The 18,456-nt window shown below is 43.1% G+C and carries 11 protein-coding genes and 1 tRNA gene; 6 read left to right on the forward strand and 6 right to left on the reverse strand.

What is annotated here, in order from left to right:
• Window positions 1-383: 383 nt before the first annotated feature.
• Window positions 384-3,467 carry a glycoside hydrolase family 11 protein gene (locus CC97_RS20455; RefSeq protein WP_197021809.1) on the forward strand — a complete coding sequence of 1,028 codons (3,084 nt, stop codon included), beginning with the start codon at window positions 384-386 and terminating at the stop codon, window positions 3,465-3,467.
• A gap of 395 nt (window positions 3,468-3,862) precedes the next feature.
• A complete protein-coding gene (locus CC97_RS18570; RefSeq protein WP_049962670.1) occupies window positions 3,863-8,131 on the forward strand; it encodes a glycoside hydrolase family 11 protein in 4,269 nt (1,422 codons plus the stop codon).
• 3 nt (window positions 8,132-8,134) lie between these two features.
• On the opposite strand, the gene CC97_RS03675 is transcribed toward CC97_RS18570, so the two are convergent.
• The 3 genes from CC97_RS03675 to CC97_RS18580 are packed head-to-tail and all read right to left on the reverse strand — an operon-like array spanning window position 8,135 to window position 9,281.
• A complete protein-coding gene (locus CC97_RS03675; protein ID WP_044973762.1) occupies window positions 8,135-8,326 on the reverse strand; it encodes a hypothetical protein in 192 nt (63 codons plus the stop codon).
• The gene (locus CC97_RS19465; protein ID WP_081849964.1) at window positions 8,317-8,598 is read right to left on the reverse strand and encodes a LysR family transcriptional regulator substrate-binding protein; all 282 of its coding nucleotides are present in this window, start codon (window positions 8,596-8,598) and stop codon (window positions 8,317-8,319) included. The genes CC97_RS03675 and CC97_RS19465 overlap by 10 nt, the downstream gene beginning before the upstream one ends.
• A gap of 59 nt (window positions 8,599-8,657) precedes the next feature.
• Window positions 8,658-9,281, reverse strand: a complete 624-nt coding sequence (locus tag CC97_RS18580) for a LysR family transcriptional regulator (protein WP_049962672.1) — start codon at window positions 9,279-9,281, stop codon at window positions 8,658-8,660.
• Between the two features lie 303 nt (window positions 9,282-9,584).
• Between CC97_RS18580 and CC97_RS03685 the strand changes: the two genes are divergently transcribed.
• The 4 genes from CC97_RS03685 to CC97_RS03695 all read left to right on the forward strand — a co-directional run bounded on the left by CC97_RS03685 (window position 9,585) and on the right by CC97_RS03695 (window position 13,429).
• A tRNA-Met gene (locus tag CC97_RS03685) sits at window positions 9,585-9,661 on the forward strand.
• Between the two features lie 114 nt (window positions 9,662-9,775).
• A complete protein-coding gene (locus tag CC97_RS03690) occupies window positions 9,776-11,395 on the forward strand; it encodes a hypothetical protein (protein ID WP_044973763.1) in 1,620 nt (539 codons plus the stop codon).
• Between the two features lie 476 nt (window positions 11,396-11,871).
• Window positions 11,872-12,054 carry a hypothetical protein gene (locus CC97_RS21505; protein WP_347493455.1) on the forward strand — a complete coding sequence of 61 codons (183 nt, stop codon included), beginning with the start codon at window positions 11,872-11,874 and terminating at the stop codon, window positions 12,052-12,054.
• Window positions 12,008-13,429: an AAA-like domain-containing protein gene (locus tag CC97_RS03695; protein ID WP_347493456.1), complete on the forward strand. Its 1,422-nt coding sequence runs from the start codon at window positions 12,008-12,010 to the stop codon at window positions 13,427-13,429. The genes CC97_RS21505 and CC97_RS03695 overlap by 47 nt, the downstream gene beginning before the upstream one ends.
• A gap of 204 nt (window positions 13,430-13,633) precedes the next feature.
• On the opposite strand, the gene CC97_RS03700 is transcribed toward CC97_RS03695, so the two are convergent.
• The 3 genes from CC97_RS03700 to CC97_RS03710 all read right to left on the reverse strand — a co-directional run bounded on the left by CC97_RS03700 (window position 13,634) and on the right by CC97_RS03710 (window position 18,233).
• Entirely contained in the window at window positions 13,634-15,403 is a 1,770-nt protein-coding gene (locus CC97_RS03700) for a Na/Pi cotransporter family protein (RefSeq protein WP_044973764.1), read from the reverse strand.
• 183 nt (window positions 15,404-15,586) lie between these two features.
• Window positions 15,587-16,810 carry a UDPGP type 1 family protein gene (locus CC97_RS03705; protein WP_044973765.1) on the reverse strand — a complete coding sequence of 408 codons (1,224 nt, stop codon included), beginning with the start codon at window positions 16,808-16,810 and terminating at the stop codon, window positions 15,587-15,589.
• A 205-nt stretch (window positions 16,811-17,015) separates the two neighbouring features.
• A complete protein-coding gene (locus CC97_RS03710; protein ID WP_044973766.1) occupies window positions 17,016-18,233 on the reverse strand; it encodes a 6-phosphofructokinase in 1,218 nt (405 codons plus the stop codon).
• Window positions 18,234-18,456: the final 223 nt, after the last annotated feature.

The raw sequence follows: 18,456 nt of genomic DNA on the forward strand, positions 1-18,456 counted from the left end.
CACATAACATATCTGCACAGTTTATGATGCAGTAAATACTCAGCCTGATATATTCTGAAAACTATATTCAGGTGATAAGCAGCCAGTCATTACGATGGCTGGCTGTTTATCTATATTTTTATTAATATAGGTCTTATACCCTATAGCTTATCGCAAAGACCGTATTTTATCATAAAAGGCATTTGTTTCTTGCTATAATGTACATTTTTGTGCACTATCACTATTCACAAGCAAGATTTTTGATACTTATTTTCCTTTAAATGAATTTTGCGCCTAAAATTCGCAGTAATATAATTTCATGTATTAAGCAACACAAATATAAGAAAATGCTTGACAAAGATGTTTTTTATGATAAAATAGGAAGCAAGAAAGAGGTGGTAAACATGAAACACACAAAAAAAATCATAAGTGGTTTCATCGCAATGTCAATGGCACTGTCTGTCGCAGCACCGGCTGAACTGATCAGCTTATCGGATGTCCTTACAGTTAAGGCAGCGCAAGTCGGTCAGACGTTCAAAGTTGCGGGCAGAGACACACAGTTCAAGGAAGACAATGTTGACGGCTACAGCTACGAGGTCTGGCTTGACCAGACAGGCGGAAGCGGTTCCATGACTCTTGGCAGCGGCGGTACATTCAGCACTGAATGGAGCGCTCAGGTTTCAAAGGGTAACTTCCTTGCCCGCCGAGGCAGAAACTACGACGCTACAAAGAAAGCTACAGAATATGGTCCGATCGTAATGGACTATGCAGCTGACTATTCAGCAAGCTCACAGGGTAACTCAAGACTCTGCGTATACGGCTGGATGAAGAATCCTCTCGTTGAATACTACATCATCGAAGACTGGGTAAACTGGTGCCCGAAACCGGAAGGTGCAAGCAAGACAGTTACTATCGACGGTGCTGAATACGAGATCTTCCAGCTCGACCACTACGGTCCTACTATCAACGGTACAACCGAAACATTCAAGCAGTACTTCAGCGTTCGTAAGTCAAAGAGAACATCAGGTACTATTACAGTATCAGATCACTTCAAGGCATGGGCAGCTGCAGGCTGGAACATCGGTAACCTTACAGAAGTTGCTCTCAACGTTGAAGGATGGGAAAGCAGCGGTAAGGCTAACGTAACAAAACTCAATATTGGTACATCAAGCAAAGAAAATCCGACTTCACAGCCATCTTCAGAACCTTCAAAGGCTCCTGTTGCCAAGATCAGCGGAACACCTGTTTCAGCAGGTACAGGTCTTTCAACAGACTGTGAAAGCGATGCAGCCGGCTGGACAGCAAGAGGCGACGGCGTTGAACTTCTTCTCTCAGGAGATATGAAGAGCGGCGGTTCAAAGGCTCTTGCAGTTACAGGAAGATCAGCTTCATGGAACGGTATCCAGAACGCTTCTTCTGATCTCAAGGCAGGCGGTTCATACAGCTTCAGTTCTTCAGTTGGTTACAAGAACGACAACTACTCATCAGCAGGTTTCACATTCGGTGTTCAGTATGACCTGAACGGTGATACAAACTATGATAACATAGCTGATGCAACAGCATCAAGCGGCAAGATGACAGATCTCTCAGGAGATTTCAAGATCCCTGCAGGTGCTGAAAACATCTCACTCTATGTTCAGACAGCTTACTCGGAAAATGATACAGATGCTGACCTTATCGATTTCTTCATCGATGACATCAAGGTAACAGGCGGCTCAGACAGCACAACACCTGCTACATCGGATCCGGGCACACCGTCATCTGCTGAAGACTTCACATTCGGTGATATCAACGACGACGAAAAGATTGACATCACAGACCTTTCACTTTTAGCTGTACATCTTATTGACAAGACAAAGTTCACAGACAAGCAGACACTTGCTGCTGACGTTGCCTACAACGGTACAGTTGAACTTGCTGACCTTGCTACTTTAAGACAGTTCATTTCAAAGGTGATCGATAAACTCGGCGAAGGATACGTAGCTCCGGTTAAGCAGTCTCCTTCCCCGTCACCTTCTCCTTCAAAGCAGGCTTCACCTTCTCCTACAGCAAAGCCGAGCACACCAAGTACTTTCACATCAAGCGGCAAGACATTCAAAGTTGCAGGCAAAGACACACAGTTCAAGAATGACAACGTTGACGGCTACAGCTACGAGATCTGGCTTGACCAGACAGGCGGAAGCGGTTCAATGACACTTGGAAGCGGCGGTACATTCAGCACTGAATGGAGCGCTCAGGTTTCAAAGGGTAACTTCCTTGCCCGCCGAGGCAGAAACTACGACGCTACAAAGAAAGCTACAGAATACGGTCCTATCGTAATGGACTACGCCGCTGACTATTCAGCAAGCTCACAGGGTAACTCAAGACTCTGCGTATACGGCTGGATGAAGAATCCTCTCGTTGAATACTACATCATCGAAGACTGGGTAAACTGGTGCCCGAAACCGGAAGGTGCAAGCAAGACAGTTACTATCGACGGTGCTGAATACGAGATCTTCCAGCTCGACCACTACGGCCCGACTATCCTCGGTACAACAGAAACATTCAAGCAGTACTTCAGTGTCCGTAAGTCAAAGAGAACATCAGGTACCATCACAGTATCAGATCACTTCAAGGCTTGGGCAGCTGCAGGCTGGAACATAGGTAACCTTACAGAAGTTGCTCTCAACGTTGAAGGATGGGAAAGCAGCGGTAAGGCTACAGTATCAAAGCTTACTATCAGTTCAGGCATCGCTGACACAACACCGTCAGCTCAGCCGACTTCAGGCCAGCAGGTTCCTCAGGAAACTGCTAAGTCTACTGGTTCAAAGGGTAAGGTAGTAAACGGCGTATGGACATCAGATGCTGACGTTTCATGGATCGATGCTTCAAAGCCTATGGTTGCTATCTCATTCGATGACGGCCCGATCGCTAACTCACAGAATCCTGGCAGAATCCATAATGCTCTTACGAAGAACGGCTTCCACGCTACATTCTTCTACTGGGGCGAAAGAATCCGCGGCAACGAGCAGGAAATCAAGAATGCTTTCAACGCAGGTTTCGAAGTAGCTAACCACACATGGACTCATCCGAACCTCACGGGACAGGGTGACAAGGGCAAGAGCGAAGTTCAGAAGACAAAGCAGGCTCTCGATGCTATCATCGGCGGCGACAACGACTATCTCTTAAGACCTCCTTACCTCAACTTTGATGCAAGCGTGGGTCAGGCAGTAGGTGTTCCTTGTCCGAACTGCGGTCTCGATACAAAGGACTGGGACGGTGCTTCAAAGGATCAGATCCTCAACACTCTCAAGACTGCTCTTGCAAACGGTTCACTCAGAAACAAGGTTGTTCTCTGCCACGAAAACTATGACACAACAGCAGGCGCTATGGAAGAGTTCCTTCCATACCTCAAGAGCCAGGGCTGGCAGTGTGTAACAGTTTCAGAAATGTTCAAGGCACAGGGCAAGACAATGCAGGCTGGTCAGCTTTACAACGAATGCAAATAACAGTCTTGTTTCAAAGCACATATCTATACGGCTCATGCCGCAATAAATGAATAGCATAATATATGCCGAAAGCAATATTCAGCTGATATACAGCCGGTCATTTCGATGGCCGGCTGTTTTTCTATATATTTATTAATATATGAGTTATACCTGACATTTCATCACGCATACCACTAAAATGCAGATTAGGCTATTTTCTACATGTCATAATATGTATATTTGTGCATGCATCCAAAATGCAGACAAAGTTTTTAGAAATTAATTTCTTATAAATAAAATCAATTACTGTTTTTAACAGGAGCCATTTTCCAACACAAAAATAACATACAAATTCGTGCATGCTTGACAAAGATGTATTTTATGATAAAATAGGAAGCAAGAAAGAGGTGGTAAACATGAAACACACAAAAAAAGTTTTAAGTGGTTTCATCGCAATGTCAATGGCTCTGCCGATCGCAGCTCCAGCAGAACTGCTCAGCGTATCAGACGTACTGACAGTTAAGGCTGCCGACCAGCAGAAAACTGGTAAGACCGCTGACGGTTACGACTACGAGCTCTGGAATCAGAACTACACAGGTAACGTCGACATGCAGCTCGGATCAAACGGTGGATTCAGCTGTTCATGGAGCGGAATCGAAAACTGTCTCTTCCGTACGGGTAAAAAACTCGGAAGCACAAAGGGTTATAAGGATTACGGCAACATCAGTATCGATTATGATGTAGACTATCAGCCAATGGGTAACTCATACATGTGCGTTTACGGATGGACTGAAGATCCAACAGTCGAATATTACATCGTAGAAGCATGGGGCGACTGGAGACCACCGGGACAGCAGGGTGGCAAGGGTACAGTATCTGCTGACGGAAAAACATACGACATTTATACATCAACACGAGTAAATCAGCCTTCAATCCACGGAACTGAAACATTTGAGCAGTACTGGAGCGTAAACAAGACAAATCCTGCTCAGGTAAACCAGATGAAGAACCTCAAGGGTACTATTACAGTATCTGATCACTTCGCTGCATGGGAAAGATCCGGAATGAAGATGGGCAAGATGTACGAAGTTGCCCTCAACATCGAAGGCTACCGTTCAAGCGGTAAGGCAAACGTTAAGAAGAATAACCTCCAGATCGGCGGTTCACGTCCTTCAACTCAGCCGGCAGCTTCACAGGCACCTGTTGCCAAGATCAGCGGAACACCTGTTTCAGCAGGTACAGGTCTTTCAACAGACTGCGAAAGCAATGCAGGCGGCTGGACAGCAAGAGGCGACAGCGTTGAACTTCTTCTCTCAGGAGATATGAAGAACGGCGGTTCAAAGGCTCTTGCAGTTACAGGAAGAGCAGCTTCATGGAACGGTATCCAGAACGCTTCTTCAGACCTTAAAGCAGGCGGTTCATATTCATTCAGTTCATCGGTAGGTTACAAGAACGACAACTATTCATCAGCCGGATTCACATTCGGTGTTCAGTATGACCTTGGCGGTGAAACAAACTACGACAACATAGCTGATGCAACAGCTTCAAGCGGTAAGATGACTAAGCTCGCAGGCGACTTCACAATTCCTGCAGGTGCTGACAACATCTCACTCTACATTCAGACAGCATATTCAGAAAATGATACAGCTGCTGACCTTATCGACTTCTTTGTAGACGATATTACTGTTACAGGTGACGTTTCTTCTTCATCTACTGTAACACAGCCAACATCAAATACAGGAACACAGCCTGTATCAAGACCTTCATCAGGCGGACAGGAAGTAAACGACGGCTCACTCAAGGGCAAGTTTGGTGCATGCTTCAAGATCGGTACATCTGTAAGCCCTCACGAACTTTCACAGGGCGGCGACTTCATCAAGAAGCACTTTAATTCAATTACACCTGAAAACGAGCTCAAGCCTGACGCTCTCCTCTCGCCTGGTTCAAGCAACACAAGAGCTAATGTATCTCTCTCAAAGGCTGCATCAACACTTAAGTTCTGCGAACAGAATGGTATCGCACTCAGAGGCCACACATTTGTATGGTACAGCCAGACTCCTGACTGGTTCTTCAGGGAGAACTTCTCACAGAACGGTTCATATGTTTCAAAGGACATCATGAATCAGCGTCTTGAGAACTTCATCAAGGATACGTTCGATCTTCTTGCTAAGGAATATCCAAAGCTTGATGTATATGCATACGATGTTTGTAACGAGCTCTTCGTAAACGACGGCGGCGGACTCCGTCCGGGCAGCAACTCAGGCTGGACAAAGGTTTACGGCGACACTAACGATGAATTTATCATCAACGCATTCACATATGCAAGAAAGTATGCTCCTGCCGGATGCAAACTTTACATCAATGACTATAACGAATACATTCCTGCAAAGACAAACGATATCTACAATATCGCTATGAAGCTCAAGCAGAAAGGCGTTATCGACGGTATCGGCATGCAGTCTCACCTTGACATCAAGTATCCAAGTGCTCAGGTTTACAAGACAGGTCTTGAAAAGTTCTTAAGCACAGGACTTGAAGTTCAGATCACAGAGCTTGATATCACATGCGGTTCTGATTTCAATACACAGGCTAAGCTTTTCGCTGATGTATTCCAGATGGCAGTTGACCATGCTGACCAGATCCCTGCACTTACTGTATGGGGCACTAACGACAGCATCAGCTGGAGAAGAGAAAACAACCCTCTCCTGTTCAGCTCAGGATATAAGGCTAAGCCGGCATTTGACGCTGTAATGAAGGTTGATACATCTTCAGTAAAGAGTCAGGCACCAGCTTCTCAGGCTCCTGCATCACAGGCACCGGCTTCTCAGGCTCCTGCTCAGAATCCGACACAGAACATTGTGCAGAATCCGTCAACTTCTACACAGGCTCCTGCAGCAGCAAACTTCTCATTCGGTGATATCAATGACGATAAAAAGGTAGATATTACAGACCTTTCACTCTTAGCAGTACATCTTATTGACAAGACAAAGTTCACAGAAAAGCAGGAACTTTCTGCAGACGTTGCTTACAATGGTAAAGTTGAACTTGCTGACCTTGCTACATTAAGACAGTTTATCTCAAAACTTATTGATAAACTCGGCGAAGGTTATGTAGCTCCTAAGGCTTCACCATCACCTTCACCTTCTCCTTCACAGCAGGCACAGCAGCCTTGGCAGCAGCCACAGCAGCCATCACCTTCACCTTCACAGCAGCCACAGGCTCCTGCAACCTTCACATCATCAGGCAAGACATTCAGCGTAGGTAACGGTCAGACTCAGCACAAGAATGACAACGTTGACGGCTACAGCTACGAGATCTGGCTCGACAGAACAGGCGGAAGCGGTTCTATGACACTCGGCAGCGGCGGAACATTCAGCACAGAATGGAGCGCTCAGGTTGCAAGCGGTAACTTCCTTGCTCGTCGTGGCAGAAACTATGATGCTACAAAGAAGGCTACAGAATATGGTCCGATCGTAATGGACTATGCAGCTGACTATTCAGCAAGCTCACAGGGTAACTCAAGACTCTGCGTATACGGCTGGATGAAGAATCCTCTCGTTGAATACTACATCATCGAAGACTGGGTAAACTGGTGCCCGAAACCAAACGGTGCAAGCAAAACAGTTACAATCGACGGTGCTGAATACGAGATCTTCCAGCTCGACCACACAGGTCCTACTATCCTTGGTACAACAGAAACATTCAAGCAGTACTTCAGCGTTCGTAAGTCAAAGAGAACATCAGGTACTATTACAGTATCAGATCACTTCAAGGCTTGGGCAGCTGCAGGCTGGAACATAGGTAATCTTACAGAAGTTGCCCTCAACGTTGAAGGCTGGGAGAGCAGCGGTAAGGCTACAGTATCAAAGCTCACAATCGGTACAGGCAGCGGCGAACAGCAGCAGACAACTCAGAACCCTCAGCAGCAGAACCCATGGCAGCAGCAGAACCCTCAGCAGGGTCAGCAGCAGGTTCCTCAGCAGACTGCTAAGTCTACTGGTTCAAAGGGTAAGGTTCAGAACGGTGTATGGACATCAGATGCTGACGTTTCATGGATCGATGCTTCAAAGCCAATGGTTGCGATTGCATTTGATGACGGCCCGATAGCTAACTCACAGAATCCTGGCAGAATTCACAACGCTCTTACAAAGAACGGCTTCCACGCTACATTCTTCTACTGGGGCGAAAGAATCCGCGGCAACGAACAGGAAATCAAAAATGCATTCAATGCAGGTTTCGAAGTAGCTAACCACAGCTGGACTCATCCGAACCTCACTCAACAGGGTGACAAGGGTAAGAGCGAATATCAGAAGTGTAAGCAGGCTCTCGATGCTATCATCGGCGGTGACAATGATTACCTCTTAAGACCTCCTTACCTTAACTTTGATTCAGGCGTAGGTCAGGCAGTAGGTGTTCCTTGCCCGAACTGCGGTCTTGATACAAAGGACTGGGACGGTGCTTCAAAGGATCAGATCCTCAACACTCTCAAGTCTGCTCTTTCAAACGGATCACTCAGAAACAAGGTTGTTCTCTGCCACGAAAACTATGACACAACAGCAGGCGCTATGGAAGAATTCCTTCCATACCTCAAGAGCCAGGGCTGGCAGTGTGTAACAGTTTCAGAAATGTTCAAGGCACAGGGCAAGACAATGCAGGCTGGTCAGCTTTATAACGAATGCAAATAATCACTAAACTGTTATAAGCAAATCAGATTCAAAAACATCAGGCTCTCCGGAATTTATTCCGGAGAGCCTTTTGATATATCTGAGTATTAAGGAAACGCTGATATATTCATAAATCAGCGTGGGGCTCCTGGGTGAAGCCGGATTTCCGATTAGTCTTTCCTTAAAGTTTTTGTTTATTTCATTGATTATTTCCATGTACCCATTCCTATGAGTTCTCTTAAAGTATTGCAGAACTCAAGTGCAGGTGCTGAAAGATATTTATTCTTTTTATAGATCAGCTTTATATGCTTTTCTGCATCCTGATTACTGATAGCATAATAAGCAGGATGAGACGGTACTACAGCAAACTTTATGAATGTATCAGGCACAAACGCCACTCCTATCCCTTCACAGACAAATGAAAAAATAGTGTCAAGATTATTTGACTCTATTATGATCTCAGGAGAAAATCCGGCCGCCCTGCAGATTTTTTTTCAGATAGTTCTGGCTTGAATCGCTGTTGCTTCGGAAAATAAATTTCTCCTTTTTAAAAATATCCATTTTCAGTGTGTCTGATCTGAACAGTTTTTTCAGAATTGGTTTTTATATCTTCCGGAGTAAGCATGAACTCAGGATATTTCTTGTTCACTGCCCTGTTCATCGGAACAGCAAGATAAAGTTTTTCCATACACAGTACTTCTATGTTGAAAAGTTCTTCATCAGCTGATGAAGTTCCGATCATAAGGTCAATATCGCCCCGAAGCACACTGTCCTCAAGATTACGGTAAGTATCTTCCTGGATCGTTATCCGAATGTCAGGATATTTACGATGAAACTGTTTAACTGTTTTTAAAAGCATGTTCGCAGCGTAAAACGGCGAAGTACCGATCCTGAGATTACCGTTTTTAAGTCCGGCCAGCTCATTGATCTTAAGCGTCATTTCATCTTCAAGCTCTTTCATACGGTTGGCAGTTTCAATGAAGATCTTGCCTGCATCTGTAACTGTAATAGGAGACGAACTGCGGTCAAACAGTGTCACACCCATTGTCGTTTCAAGATTTATAATAAATTTACTTAAAGACGGCTGCGTAACAAACAACTTTTTAGCAGCTTTGGAAAAGCTTCGTTCTTCCGCAACTGCAAGAACATATTCTATCTGCTGTGGTGTCATATTTTTTCTCCATTACCCATACAATCTTACAGAGATCAGCATATCATCCGCTGTCACTCTGAATCTGTCATCTGTTCTGTAATACAACACGTACTAAAGAAAATGATGATCAATCAACTAATCGTTCTAATGATCCCTATGATCATTTTCAATATAATTATAAACCGAAAATTAATTAAAGTCAAATATTTAAGAACAAATTAGCTGAAAATAGTTTGATACATATTTTTTACGAAAAAAATTCTTGACAATCCGCTTGTTTAGTGGTATAATTATAAGGCACTTGAAAAAGGGCACATATATCGCGGGATGGAGCAGCTCGGTAGCTCGTCGGGCTCATAACCCGAAGGTCGTTGGTTCAAATCCAGCTCCCGCAACCAAATTCAAACCGTCTGAATCATGTATTCAGACGGTTTTCGTTTGTAATCAAAAAGACTCGTCAAACAGGTTGTTTTTATATGTTAAACAACACCGATATGTCAGGAGGTTTATACTTGCAGTCATTTTTAAAAAACAAAAAAGATCTTCTATACTTCTCCACCGCTGCGGTTCTTGCAGCAGTACACATTGTCATTATTCTTATGATCAGAATACGCATGCCGTATTTCCTTGATTCAGATATGTCAAGTGAACTGCTGCTAAGCAGAATTCTTTCAGAGGAACACTCTTTAATGAGTAAAAACTGGTTCTATTCGACTGAACTGCGCGTGCTGAACACTCAGCTTGTATATACTTTCTTCTTTAATTTTACAAATAGCTGGCATCGTGTCAGACTGCTTTCGGACGCTGTGCTTCACTGCTTGCTTTCCGGAAGTGTTATCTTCTTCTGCAGAAAAGCCGGAATAAGACGGTATTCATTCTGCAATGCGATATGCGCTGTCTCCTCTTTGTCAGTCACATATTTTCTGATAATCGCAATGGGGTGCTACTATATTCCTCATATTGCAATATCTTTTCTGACACTGGCATTAGCTTTCATGAGCAGCGAATCCGGTAAAAAGAAAAAAATATCCGCGCTTACCGTACTTTCACTCCTCTCATTCGCTGCCGGAGCCGGAGGAGTACGTCAGCTGGTAATTACATATCTTCCGCTGACTGCCGCAGTTATGATCCTCTGCTGCAATACTGTCTACAGAGAAGGTCTGTCATCTGCACGTAAGTCAGCATATTCCGCTCTTATTCCTGCTGCTCTTACTTCACTTTTATCCGGCGGTGCCGGCTGTATCGTAAACAGCCGCGTACTTTCCGGTATATATCATTTCAAGGAATGGGACACGATCCGCTTTAAGCAGGCCGATCCTGACAGAATATCACAGGTAATATTTGATTTCTTTACTTCTCTGGGGTTTACGACCGGTGACCTTACGGTAAAGAATCTTGTTTCAAACTGCTGTTTCGGAATTCTGCTTCTTCTTACTGTATGGGCCGTTTCTGTCGGACTGAGGCAGACATCCGGCTCCTGTTTCAGACTTCTTACTGTATTTTTTATATGCAATACTGCAGTTTTCATCCTTCTGTACACCCTTACGGATATGCCTTATACCGCCAGATACAATTTCCCTGTGATCATATTCTCCTTCCCGCTTATCACTATGGCCATACATGAAGCAGACCTGAAAATGATGCCGGCTGTATCAAGACAGATACTGTCATTCATCCTTATGGGTTCTGTGCTGATCAAATCCGGTATTGTTCACAGTGATCTGAGAAACTTCGTCAAGACTCCTCCGGTTCATGAAGTGGCGGAATTTATAAACAATTCCGATTACAGATACGGATACGCGACCTTCTGGAACGGAAATGTGCTCACAGAACTTACAAACGGAAAGGCCGAAATGTACTTATGGCGCTCATCCGGAAATGACGGCAGTGAATTTTCAAGCACAAAAGATCCTGACGACTTATATGAATGGCTGCAGAAAGCCGAACATGTCACTTCCCCGCCGGACGGAAAGGTGTTCGTTCTTTACAGAAAAAATGAAATCGAACACTGCGGATGGAAAGAACACATTCTTCCGGAAGACCTGATATTTGAAACAGCGGAATATGAAGTGTACGGCTTTGAAAGCCATGATGAAATGATGTCCGTATATACGACCGATAACAATAAATAGAACCTAAACCTGACTTGAAGATATAAAAAAATGAGTCAACTGCCGAGCATATCACTTGACAGTTGACTCATTTGCTTTAACAATGCCGCCCATTTATAATGAACAATCCGGAGTAAACGTTTCTGTTGTCACAGTATCATTTCCAATCTCACAGGATACTGTAACAAAGCCAGGGTCAATACCCAAATTTTTCCCTATAAACACGTATCCCTCTCCGTATTTGTCAATTAATCTTTCACATGTTACATGTATTCCTCCAATTTATTACATACATATTCTTCATCATCGCAAACTGCAAATCTAAGCATTTTCTTCACCTCTGCAGTCAATGATACCATATAATCAGAGGTTATTCAAGAATTTCTTTCTCCATCATGCCGGACCAAGTTATTTCATAACCGCTTGATTTAAAAAGCATTATATAGTAAAATATTATTATAGTAAAAACTTTTTTTCGGAATGGCGGTGATATTTTTTTGGCCAAGAATTTTAATATTACAGGTACTTGTTTTCCTGAAGTTCATTACATGGTAGATATAACCGAAAGACTTGAAACGATCAGAAAAATGATAGACGACGGAAACTACTTTATCATAAACCGCGGTCGTCAGTATGGAAAAAACCACTACTCTTCATGCATTAAAACGTTTTTTATCTGATGATCACACTGTTATATCTCTTGATTTTCAGACAATGGATACCGAGGACTTTGCTAATTCGGCAAATTTCTGTGCAGCTTTCGCTGAAGAACTTATTGATTCACTCGATGAAAATACATGTATTTCCGAAGAACGATTAAAAGAATTCGAAGATATTGCCGGCGGTAAACCTGCAAGAATGGCTTCCCTGTTCAAAATCATCAGTAAATGGTGTGAAGAATCTGAAAAGCCTTTAGTGCTGATGATTGACGAAGTTGATAACGCATCAAACAATCAGGTTTTTCTCGATTTTCTGTCCCAGCTTCGTGCTGCTTATTTAAACAGAAGTGAAAAAGCTACATTTAAGTCAGTAATTCTCGCCGGAGTTTATGATGTAAGAAATCTCAAACTTAAGATTCGTGATGAAAATGAACATAAATACAACAGTCCGTGGAACATTGCAGTTAACTTCAATGTTGATATGAATCTGACAGTCACCGGCATTACAGGTATGCTGAACGACTATGAAAAAGATCACAACACAGGAATGGATGTTGTTTCTGTTTCAAAGCTTATTTATGATTATACTTCCGGATATCCGGTACTTGTATCAAATATCTGCAAGCTTATTGACGAAGATATACACGAATGGACAAGTGACGGAATTATAAAAGCCGTAAATAATATTCTTACGATGAATACGCCTTTGTTTGAATCGCTTATAAATAAACTTGAAACATATCCGGATATGAAATCAAGTCTCTACAATATGCTTGTAAACGGTCAGAAATTGTCCTACAACCCTGATAACGAAGCTACAAAGCTGCTTCTTATGTTCGGATTTGTCAAAGTAGCGGATAATAGCATCGTCATAGCAAACAGGATCTTTGAAACGAGGCTTTACAATGATATGCTTACCTCTGAAGAAATAAAAGCTACTCCTATTGCCAGAGCCGGATCGTTTGACAAACCTGAATTTATAAAAGACGGAATACTTGATATTGAACTTATTTTCAGAAGATTTACCGAGCACTTCAAAGAAATATACGGCGAAAATACGGACAGATTTATTGAAGAAGATGCACGGAAATGTTTTCTTGTTTATCTGCGACCAATTATAAACGGTATCGGCAACTATTATATTGAAGCACAAACCAGAGATAACCGCCGGATGGATATTGTAGTAGATTATCTTGGAAAACGCTATATCATAGAGCTTAAGATCTGGCATGGAAATAAATATAACGAAAACGGAGAAAAACAACTTTCCGACTATCTTGATTCCTTTAATCTCAAAAAAGGATATCTGCTCACTTTCAGCTTTAATAAAAATAAAGATTCAGGAGTTAAAACTACCTTGTTTGAAGGTAAAACTATAGTAGAAGCTGTAGTTTGAGTATATCCGTTTCGCTTCGAAAATGTACAGTTCACCCTGCAAGGTGAACTGTACTATCAATAAAAAAATCAGCTGCACTTTATTCGTGCAGCTGATTTTTTAACCATTTCTGAAGTGCAGACCACTATAACTTCCTTCTAAACAACCGTAACCTCAAAAACTTATGCAAAACAAAAACCGCAGGAAAACCTGCGGTTTGATTTTTTATACTTCTTCGAGTTTGTACTGAAGACTATATTCCTCAAAATTCTTGTTGTAGTCATTGAGGTTCTCAGCCTTGAACTTTTCGAGATACTCGTGAGTATCGTAAACGTCGTGGCTAAGTTCGATAGTTGCTACTGCAATGTTCGAACAGTGCGCGCCGATACGTTCGAAGTTTGTGAGAAGATCATTGAATGTAAATCCGTGATCGAGCGTACATTCGCCTGACTGGAGGCGCTTGACGTGTCTGATCTTGAGTTCGTCACAGAGATCACCGATAAGTTCGTCGAGAGGCTCTACCTTGTGTGCCTTGTCAAGGTCATTGTTGACATATGCCTCGATAGTTGTAACAACTATCGCAGATACTGCGGAAATTACTACGTTGAGTTCAGCCTGTGCCTTTTCGGAGAAGTTGAGCTTCTTGTCATAAATCTCTTTAGCACAGTTTGAGATGTTTACAGCGTGGTCGCCGATTCGCTCGAAGTCACCGATCGTGTGAAGCATCTTCATGACTTCACGGCTCTGTTCCTGTGTAAGGTCAGCGCTTGTGATCTTGACGATGTAGGTGCCGAGCTTGTCTTCGTACTTGTCGATGACGTCTTCCTTTTCCTGGATCTTTTTGTACTTGTCATCGGAATAGTCGTAAAGAAGATAGAACGCACGGGACATATTCTTTCTTGCTTTTCTTGCCATAGAGCTTACTGCATCCTTGCTCTGTGCAATTGCGATGGCCGGATGTGCAATGAACTTGTCTTCGAGGCGGTCGATCTCTGCATTGTCTTCCATATCCTCCGGGTTGTCCTTGAAGATAAGTGTAACTATCTTTTCAAGAACACTGATAAACGGGAACAGAATAACAACTGTGGCAAATCTGAAAAGTGTGTTTACTGACGCGATGTACATCTTGTTCATTGTTGTATCCATTACGCTGAAATGAATAAAACTGTTTGCCAGATAGAACACTGAACCGATTATCAGAACGCCCAGCACGTCGATGAGAAGATATACAAAAGCTGTTCTTTTGCCTGCAACGCTTGTTCCGAGAGCTGAAAGAAGTACCGGAACTGCTGCACCGATAGCAATTCCCATTATTATCGGGAAGGCTATCTCGAATGAGATGGCTCCTGTAGAGGCAAGTGCCTGAAGGATACCGATGGTTGCTGATGCACTCTGAAGAACGCATGTGACCAGCATACCGAACAGAATACCTACAAGAGGATTTCTGAATGAAGTAAGAAGCTTAATAAATGCCGGTTCTTCCTTTAATACTGAAACTGATGTACTCATGGCGTCCATTCCTGTCATAAGAATGGCAAATCCCATGAGAATATTACCTACCGACTGTTTTGTCTTCTGTTTGCAGAACATCTTTAAATAAATACCTGCGATCGCTACCAGTCCTGTCAGCGTATCTGTGGAAAGAAGTGAAAGCAGACTTGATGATGAACCGCCTACATCAGAAAGACAGATGATCCATCCTGTTACAGATGTTCCTATAATCGCTCCCATTACGATACCGATGGCCTGTTTTACCTTCATCATACCGGAATTAACAAATCCGACTGTCATAATCGATGTAGCTGATGATGACTGAATGACTGCTGTAATACCTGTGCCCAGAAGCACACCCCTCAGCGGAGTTCCTGACAGCTTGTAGAGGATCATCTCCAGTTTACTGCCGGCTACAGCCTTAAGTCCGTCACCCATAAGTGTCATTCCGTAAAGGAACAGTGCCACTCCGCAAAGCAGAGCAATTACCATTGAAATACCCATTTTGAACCATTACTTTCCTGAAAATTCAATTTTCATATTCTTTAAATCTTTTTTTATTTGTCCATATATATTTATATCATATTTCAGGGAAATTGTAAATCCTTTTTTTTTAAAAAAAATTGATATAATTGTGTCTTTAAAATGAAAAGAAGAACAGCCTTATGGGACTGTTCTTCTTATTTGTCAAATTATTACGCCGTTGTATTTTAAAAGCTCCCTCGCAGTGTCAACAGAGTCAACACCTTCCTTGTTCTTTACAGGAGCGAACTCTTTCTTTCTGTCAACTTCATAGGCAAGACAGCTGTGCTGGAGTTTTACCATGTCAAGAACAAGTGTTTCAAATTTATATGCATTCGGTTCCTCAGGACATACTACACTGCCGTTTTCATCGATATGCTTTATCTTCTTGAAAGCACGGTGAAGAGGAAGTCGCATGTCAATTATGTCATTTAGTCTGTTCACATGGAATACATAGTTGAGGATAACGCCCCAGTTATATGAAAGAACACCGTTTTCATCGCGGCTCTTTATCATATCATCTGTCATTTCATAATATTCAACGATGGAAGGTCTGCCGTCTTCAAGACACATAACTCCAACGCGTTCTTCAGGAGCTGCCTTGGCCACTACCTTGGCGCCTGACTGTTTTCCTGATTCAATAACTGCACCGATAAAGCACGGATCAGCCATACGCTGAAGCACGTTGTCAACAGCAAATACGTTGAGCCATTCTATTCCGCGTTTTTCAAGTGTTTCTGAAATGCCGGACCTGATCATCGAAGCATACCAGCCGCCGTTTCCGTTAGGTGCAGTAGACACTACGCCCTTGTCTGAAAGCATGAGTTTTCCTTCAGTATCAACTGTAGGAAGCTGTTCCTGAATGAAAAAGCTGATATGATCTGCGTCATAGCCGAAATAATTATGTTCCGCAAGAAATTCTCTTGTATCACGGTCATTGTCAGCACTGGTCATGATGAAAAGCGGAACAAAAACGCCTGCTTCCTTTACAACGTCAAGAAGATTGTTGATCAGACATTCGAATATATAAAGTTCCCTGCTTACGCCGATATTGAACATTCCCTTAGGCTTGTCAAAACCAAGGCGGCTTCCCTGTCCTCCTGCAAGAAGAACACATCCTACCCTGCCTTTTTTAATGGCGTCAAGGCCTGCGGCCAGATATTTTTCGCGGTTATTTTCAATGTCAGCTACAGTTTTTACATCTTCCGGTCTCATCGGAGTGATGCATCCTCTTTCTTCCTCAGCTCCTGTTTCGTCAAGGACGGAAAAATCAAGGTCATCGATCTGTCCGAGTAATTTTTTCTGTTCATCTGCCGAAAGTTCTTCATAATGTCTTAAAAGATGTGTCTGTTCTAAACCTGTAAGCTTTTCTGTTATTTCTTTTTTCATGTTTTCTCCCTGTTTATTCTAAGGAAACACTGATCAAACCGCAGCACCTGCTTCGCAGGTACTGCGGGAGAGGGATTTGCCGGGCTTCGCCCCGCACCCCTGCACTGATATAACTGCTCAGTGCTTCCCTGTTTTGCTGTTTTTCACATACTGCTGATGTCATCTTGCCGTAGCCGCCGGTCAGATATGAGATATCAGTACTCCTTTATTTAAGTACAGATTCGTGTATAGCGAAATGCTTAGGAACGCCGTGTTCCATAACAAGGTTAAGTTCTCCCTGGATAAGCGGCAGGAAGTAGTCAAGTGCCTTGGCCTCAATATTGTTTCCTGCTGAGTTGATGTATTTCTTAGGAAGAAACTTTTCCTGATTTGCTATCTTGGAAGCGTCAGCTGTCTCAACGGCAACTGTGTAAGGCATATCCGAGATACGCTTAAACACCATAACTTTGCCCGATACACCGGCAAGAGCGCATTTTACACCTTCAGCGCCGATCATTTCAGCCTCGGCGATGTCTGTTGCCGAGCCTAAGTGAGATGAGCAACGCTGCATAACGTTAAGTTCGATGGAACGGACCTTGCAGCCGATCTCCTTTCTGACTGTTTCCTCAAGATACTTGCCGATACCTGAAAGATACTTGTGGCCGAAATTGTCAACTTCACCTGACTGAACTCCTTCAGGTACTTCAATACCTTCGGAAACGGCAACTATAACAGCCTTGTGCTTTGAAAGTTCCTGTCTAACATCTCTTACAAAACCTTCGATCGAGAATTTTACTTCAGGAACGTAAACGAGATGAGGTGCAGTTTCGCCGAGTGCGTGGAGCACTGCTGACGATGCTGTAAGCCATCCTGCGTGGCGTCCCATGATCTCGACTATTGTAACTGAAGGGATACTGTAAACGATACTGTCACGTGTGATCTCCTTCATTGTTGTTGCGACATACTTGGCTGCTGAACCGAAACCAGGTGTATGGTCAGTAATGCACAGATCATTGTCTATAGTCTTCGGAATACCGATTACCTTGATATCAAGGTTGATAGTCTTAAAATATTCGGAAAGCTTGTTTACCGTATCCATTGAATCATTACCGCCGATATAGAAAAAAGCTCCGATATTTCTCTGGACCAGAGTATCCCTTATCTTCTTGTAAACTTCCTCGTCTTCCTCCCAGTCCGGAAGCTTGTATCTGCACGATCCGAGAACTGTTGACGGGGTCTGTCTGAGAAGTTCCATGTCATCATTTGAAAGGATCATTGACTTCAGATTGATCATATGGTTCTGAATGATACCTTCTATACCATTTACCGAACCGAATACCGCATCGATGGAAGATTCCTTGAGGGCTTCCCTGTAAACGCCGACAAGTGATGCGTTGATAGCACAGGTCGGGCCGCCCGACTGAGCTACTGCAATATTGAACATATAACCACACTCTCCTGAATTATAGTGACAGAAATAACTGCATTCACCACAATCAATTTATTTATTGCCATGCTGATCCGCAAACGGGGTTTACTCGTTTGCATATAGGCTAATAGTAAATGAAAAACTATTTTTTCGTTTACTAAATTGTAACATTTCCATTATAACATATATTTAACACAGTTGCAATAGCGATAATTGCGAACGAAAGGGCAGATCCTGT

Origin of the sequence: Ruminococcus sp. HUN007 (assembly GCF_000712055.1) — a bacterium.
GTDB lineage: Bacteria > Bacillota > Clostridia > Oscillospirales > Ruminococcaceae > HUN007.

What these genes read in the sequence shown, in the direction of transcription:
- CC97_RS20455 (WP_197021809.1), top strand. Translation starts at nt 384, where the DNA reads ATGAAACACACAAAAAAAATCATAAGTGGTTTCATCGCAATGTCAATG.
- CC97_RS03700 (WP_044973764.1), bottom strand. Translation starts at nt 15,403, where the DNA reads ATGGGTATTTCAATGGTAATTGCTCTGCTTTGCGGAGTGGCACTGTTC.
- CC97_RS18580 (WP_049962672.1), bottom strand. Translation starts at nt 9,281, where the DNA reads ATGACACCACAGCAGATAGAATATGTTCTTGCAGTTGCGGAAGAACGA.
- CC97_RS03710 (WP_044973766.1), bottom strand. Translation starts at nt 18,233, where the DNA reads ATGTTCAATATTGCAGTAGCTCAGTCGGGCGGCCCGACCTGTGCTATC.
- CC97_RS03705 (WP_044973765.1), bottom strand. Translation starts at nt 16,810, where the DNA reads ATGAAAAAAGAAATAACAGAAAAGCTTACAGGTTTAGAACAGACACAT.
- CC97_RS18570 (WP_049962670.1), top strand. Translation starts at nt 3,863, where the DNA reads ATGAAACACACAAAAAAAGTTTTAAGTGGTTTCATCGCAATGTCAATG.
- CC97_RS03695 (WP_347493456.1), top strand. Translation starts at nt 12,008, where the DNA reads ATGGAAAAAACCACTACTCTTCATGCATTAAAACGTTTTTTATCTGAT.
- CC97_RS03675 (WP_044973762.1), bottom strand. Translation starts at nt 8,326, where the DNA reads ATGGAAATAATCAATGAAATAAACAAAAACTTTAAGGAAAGACTAATC.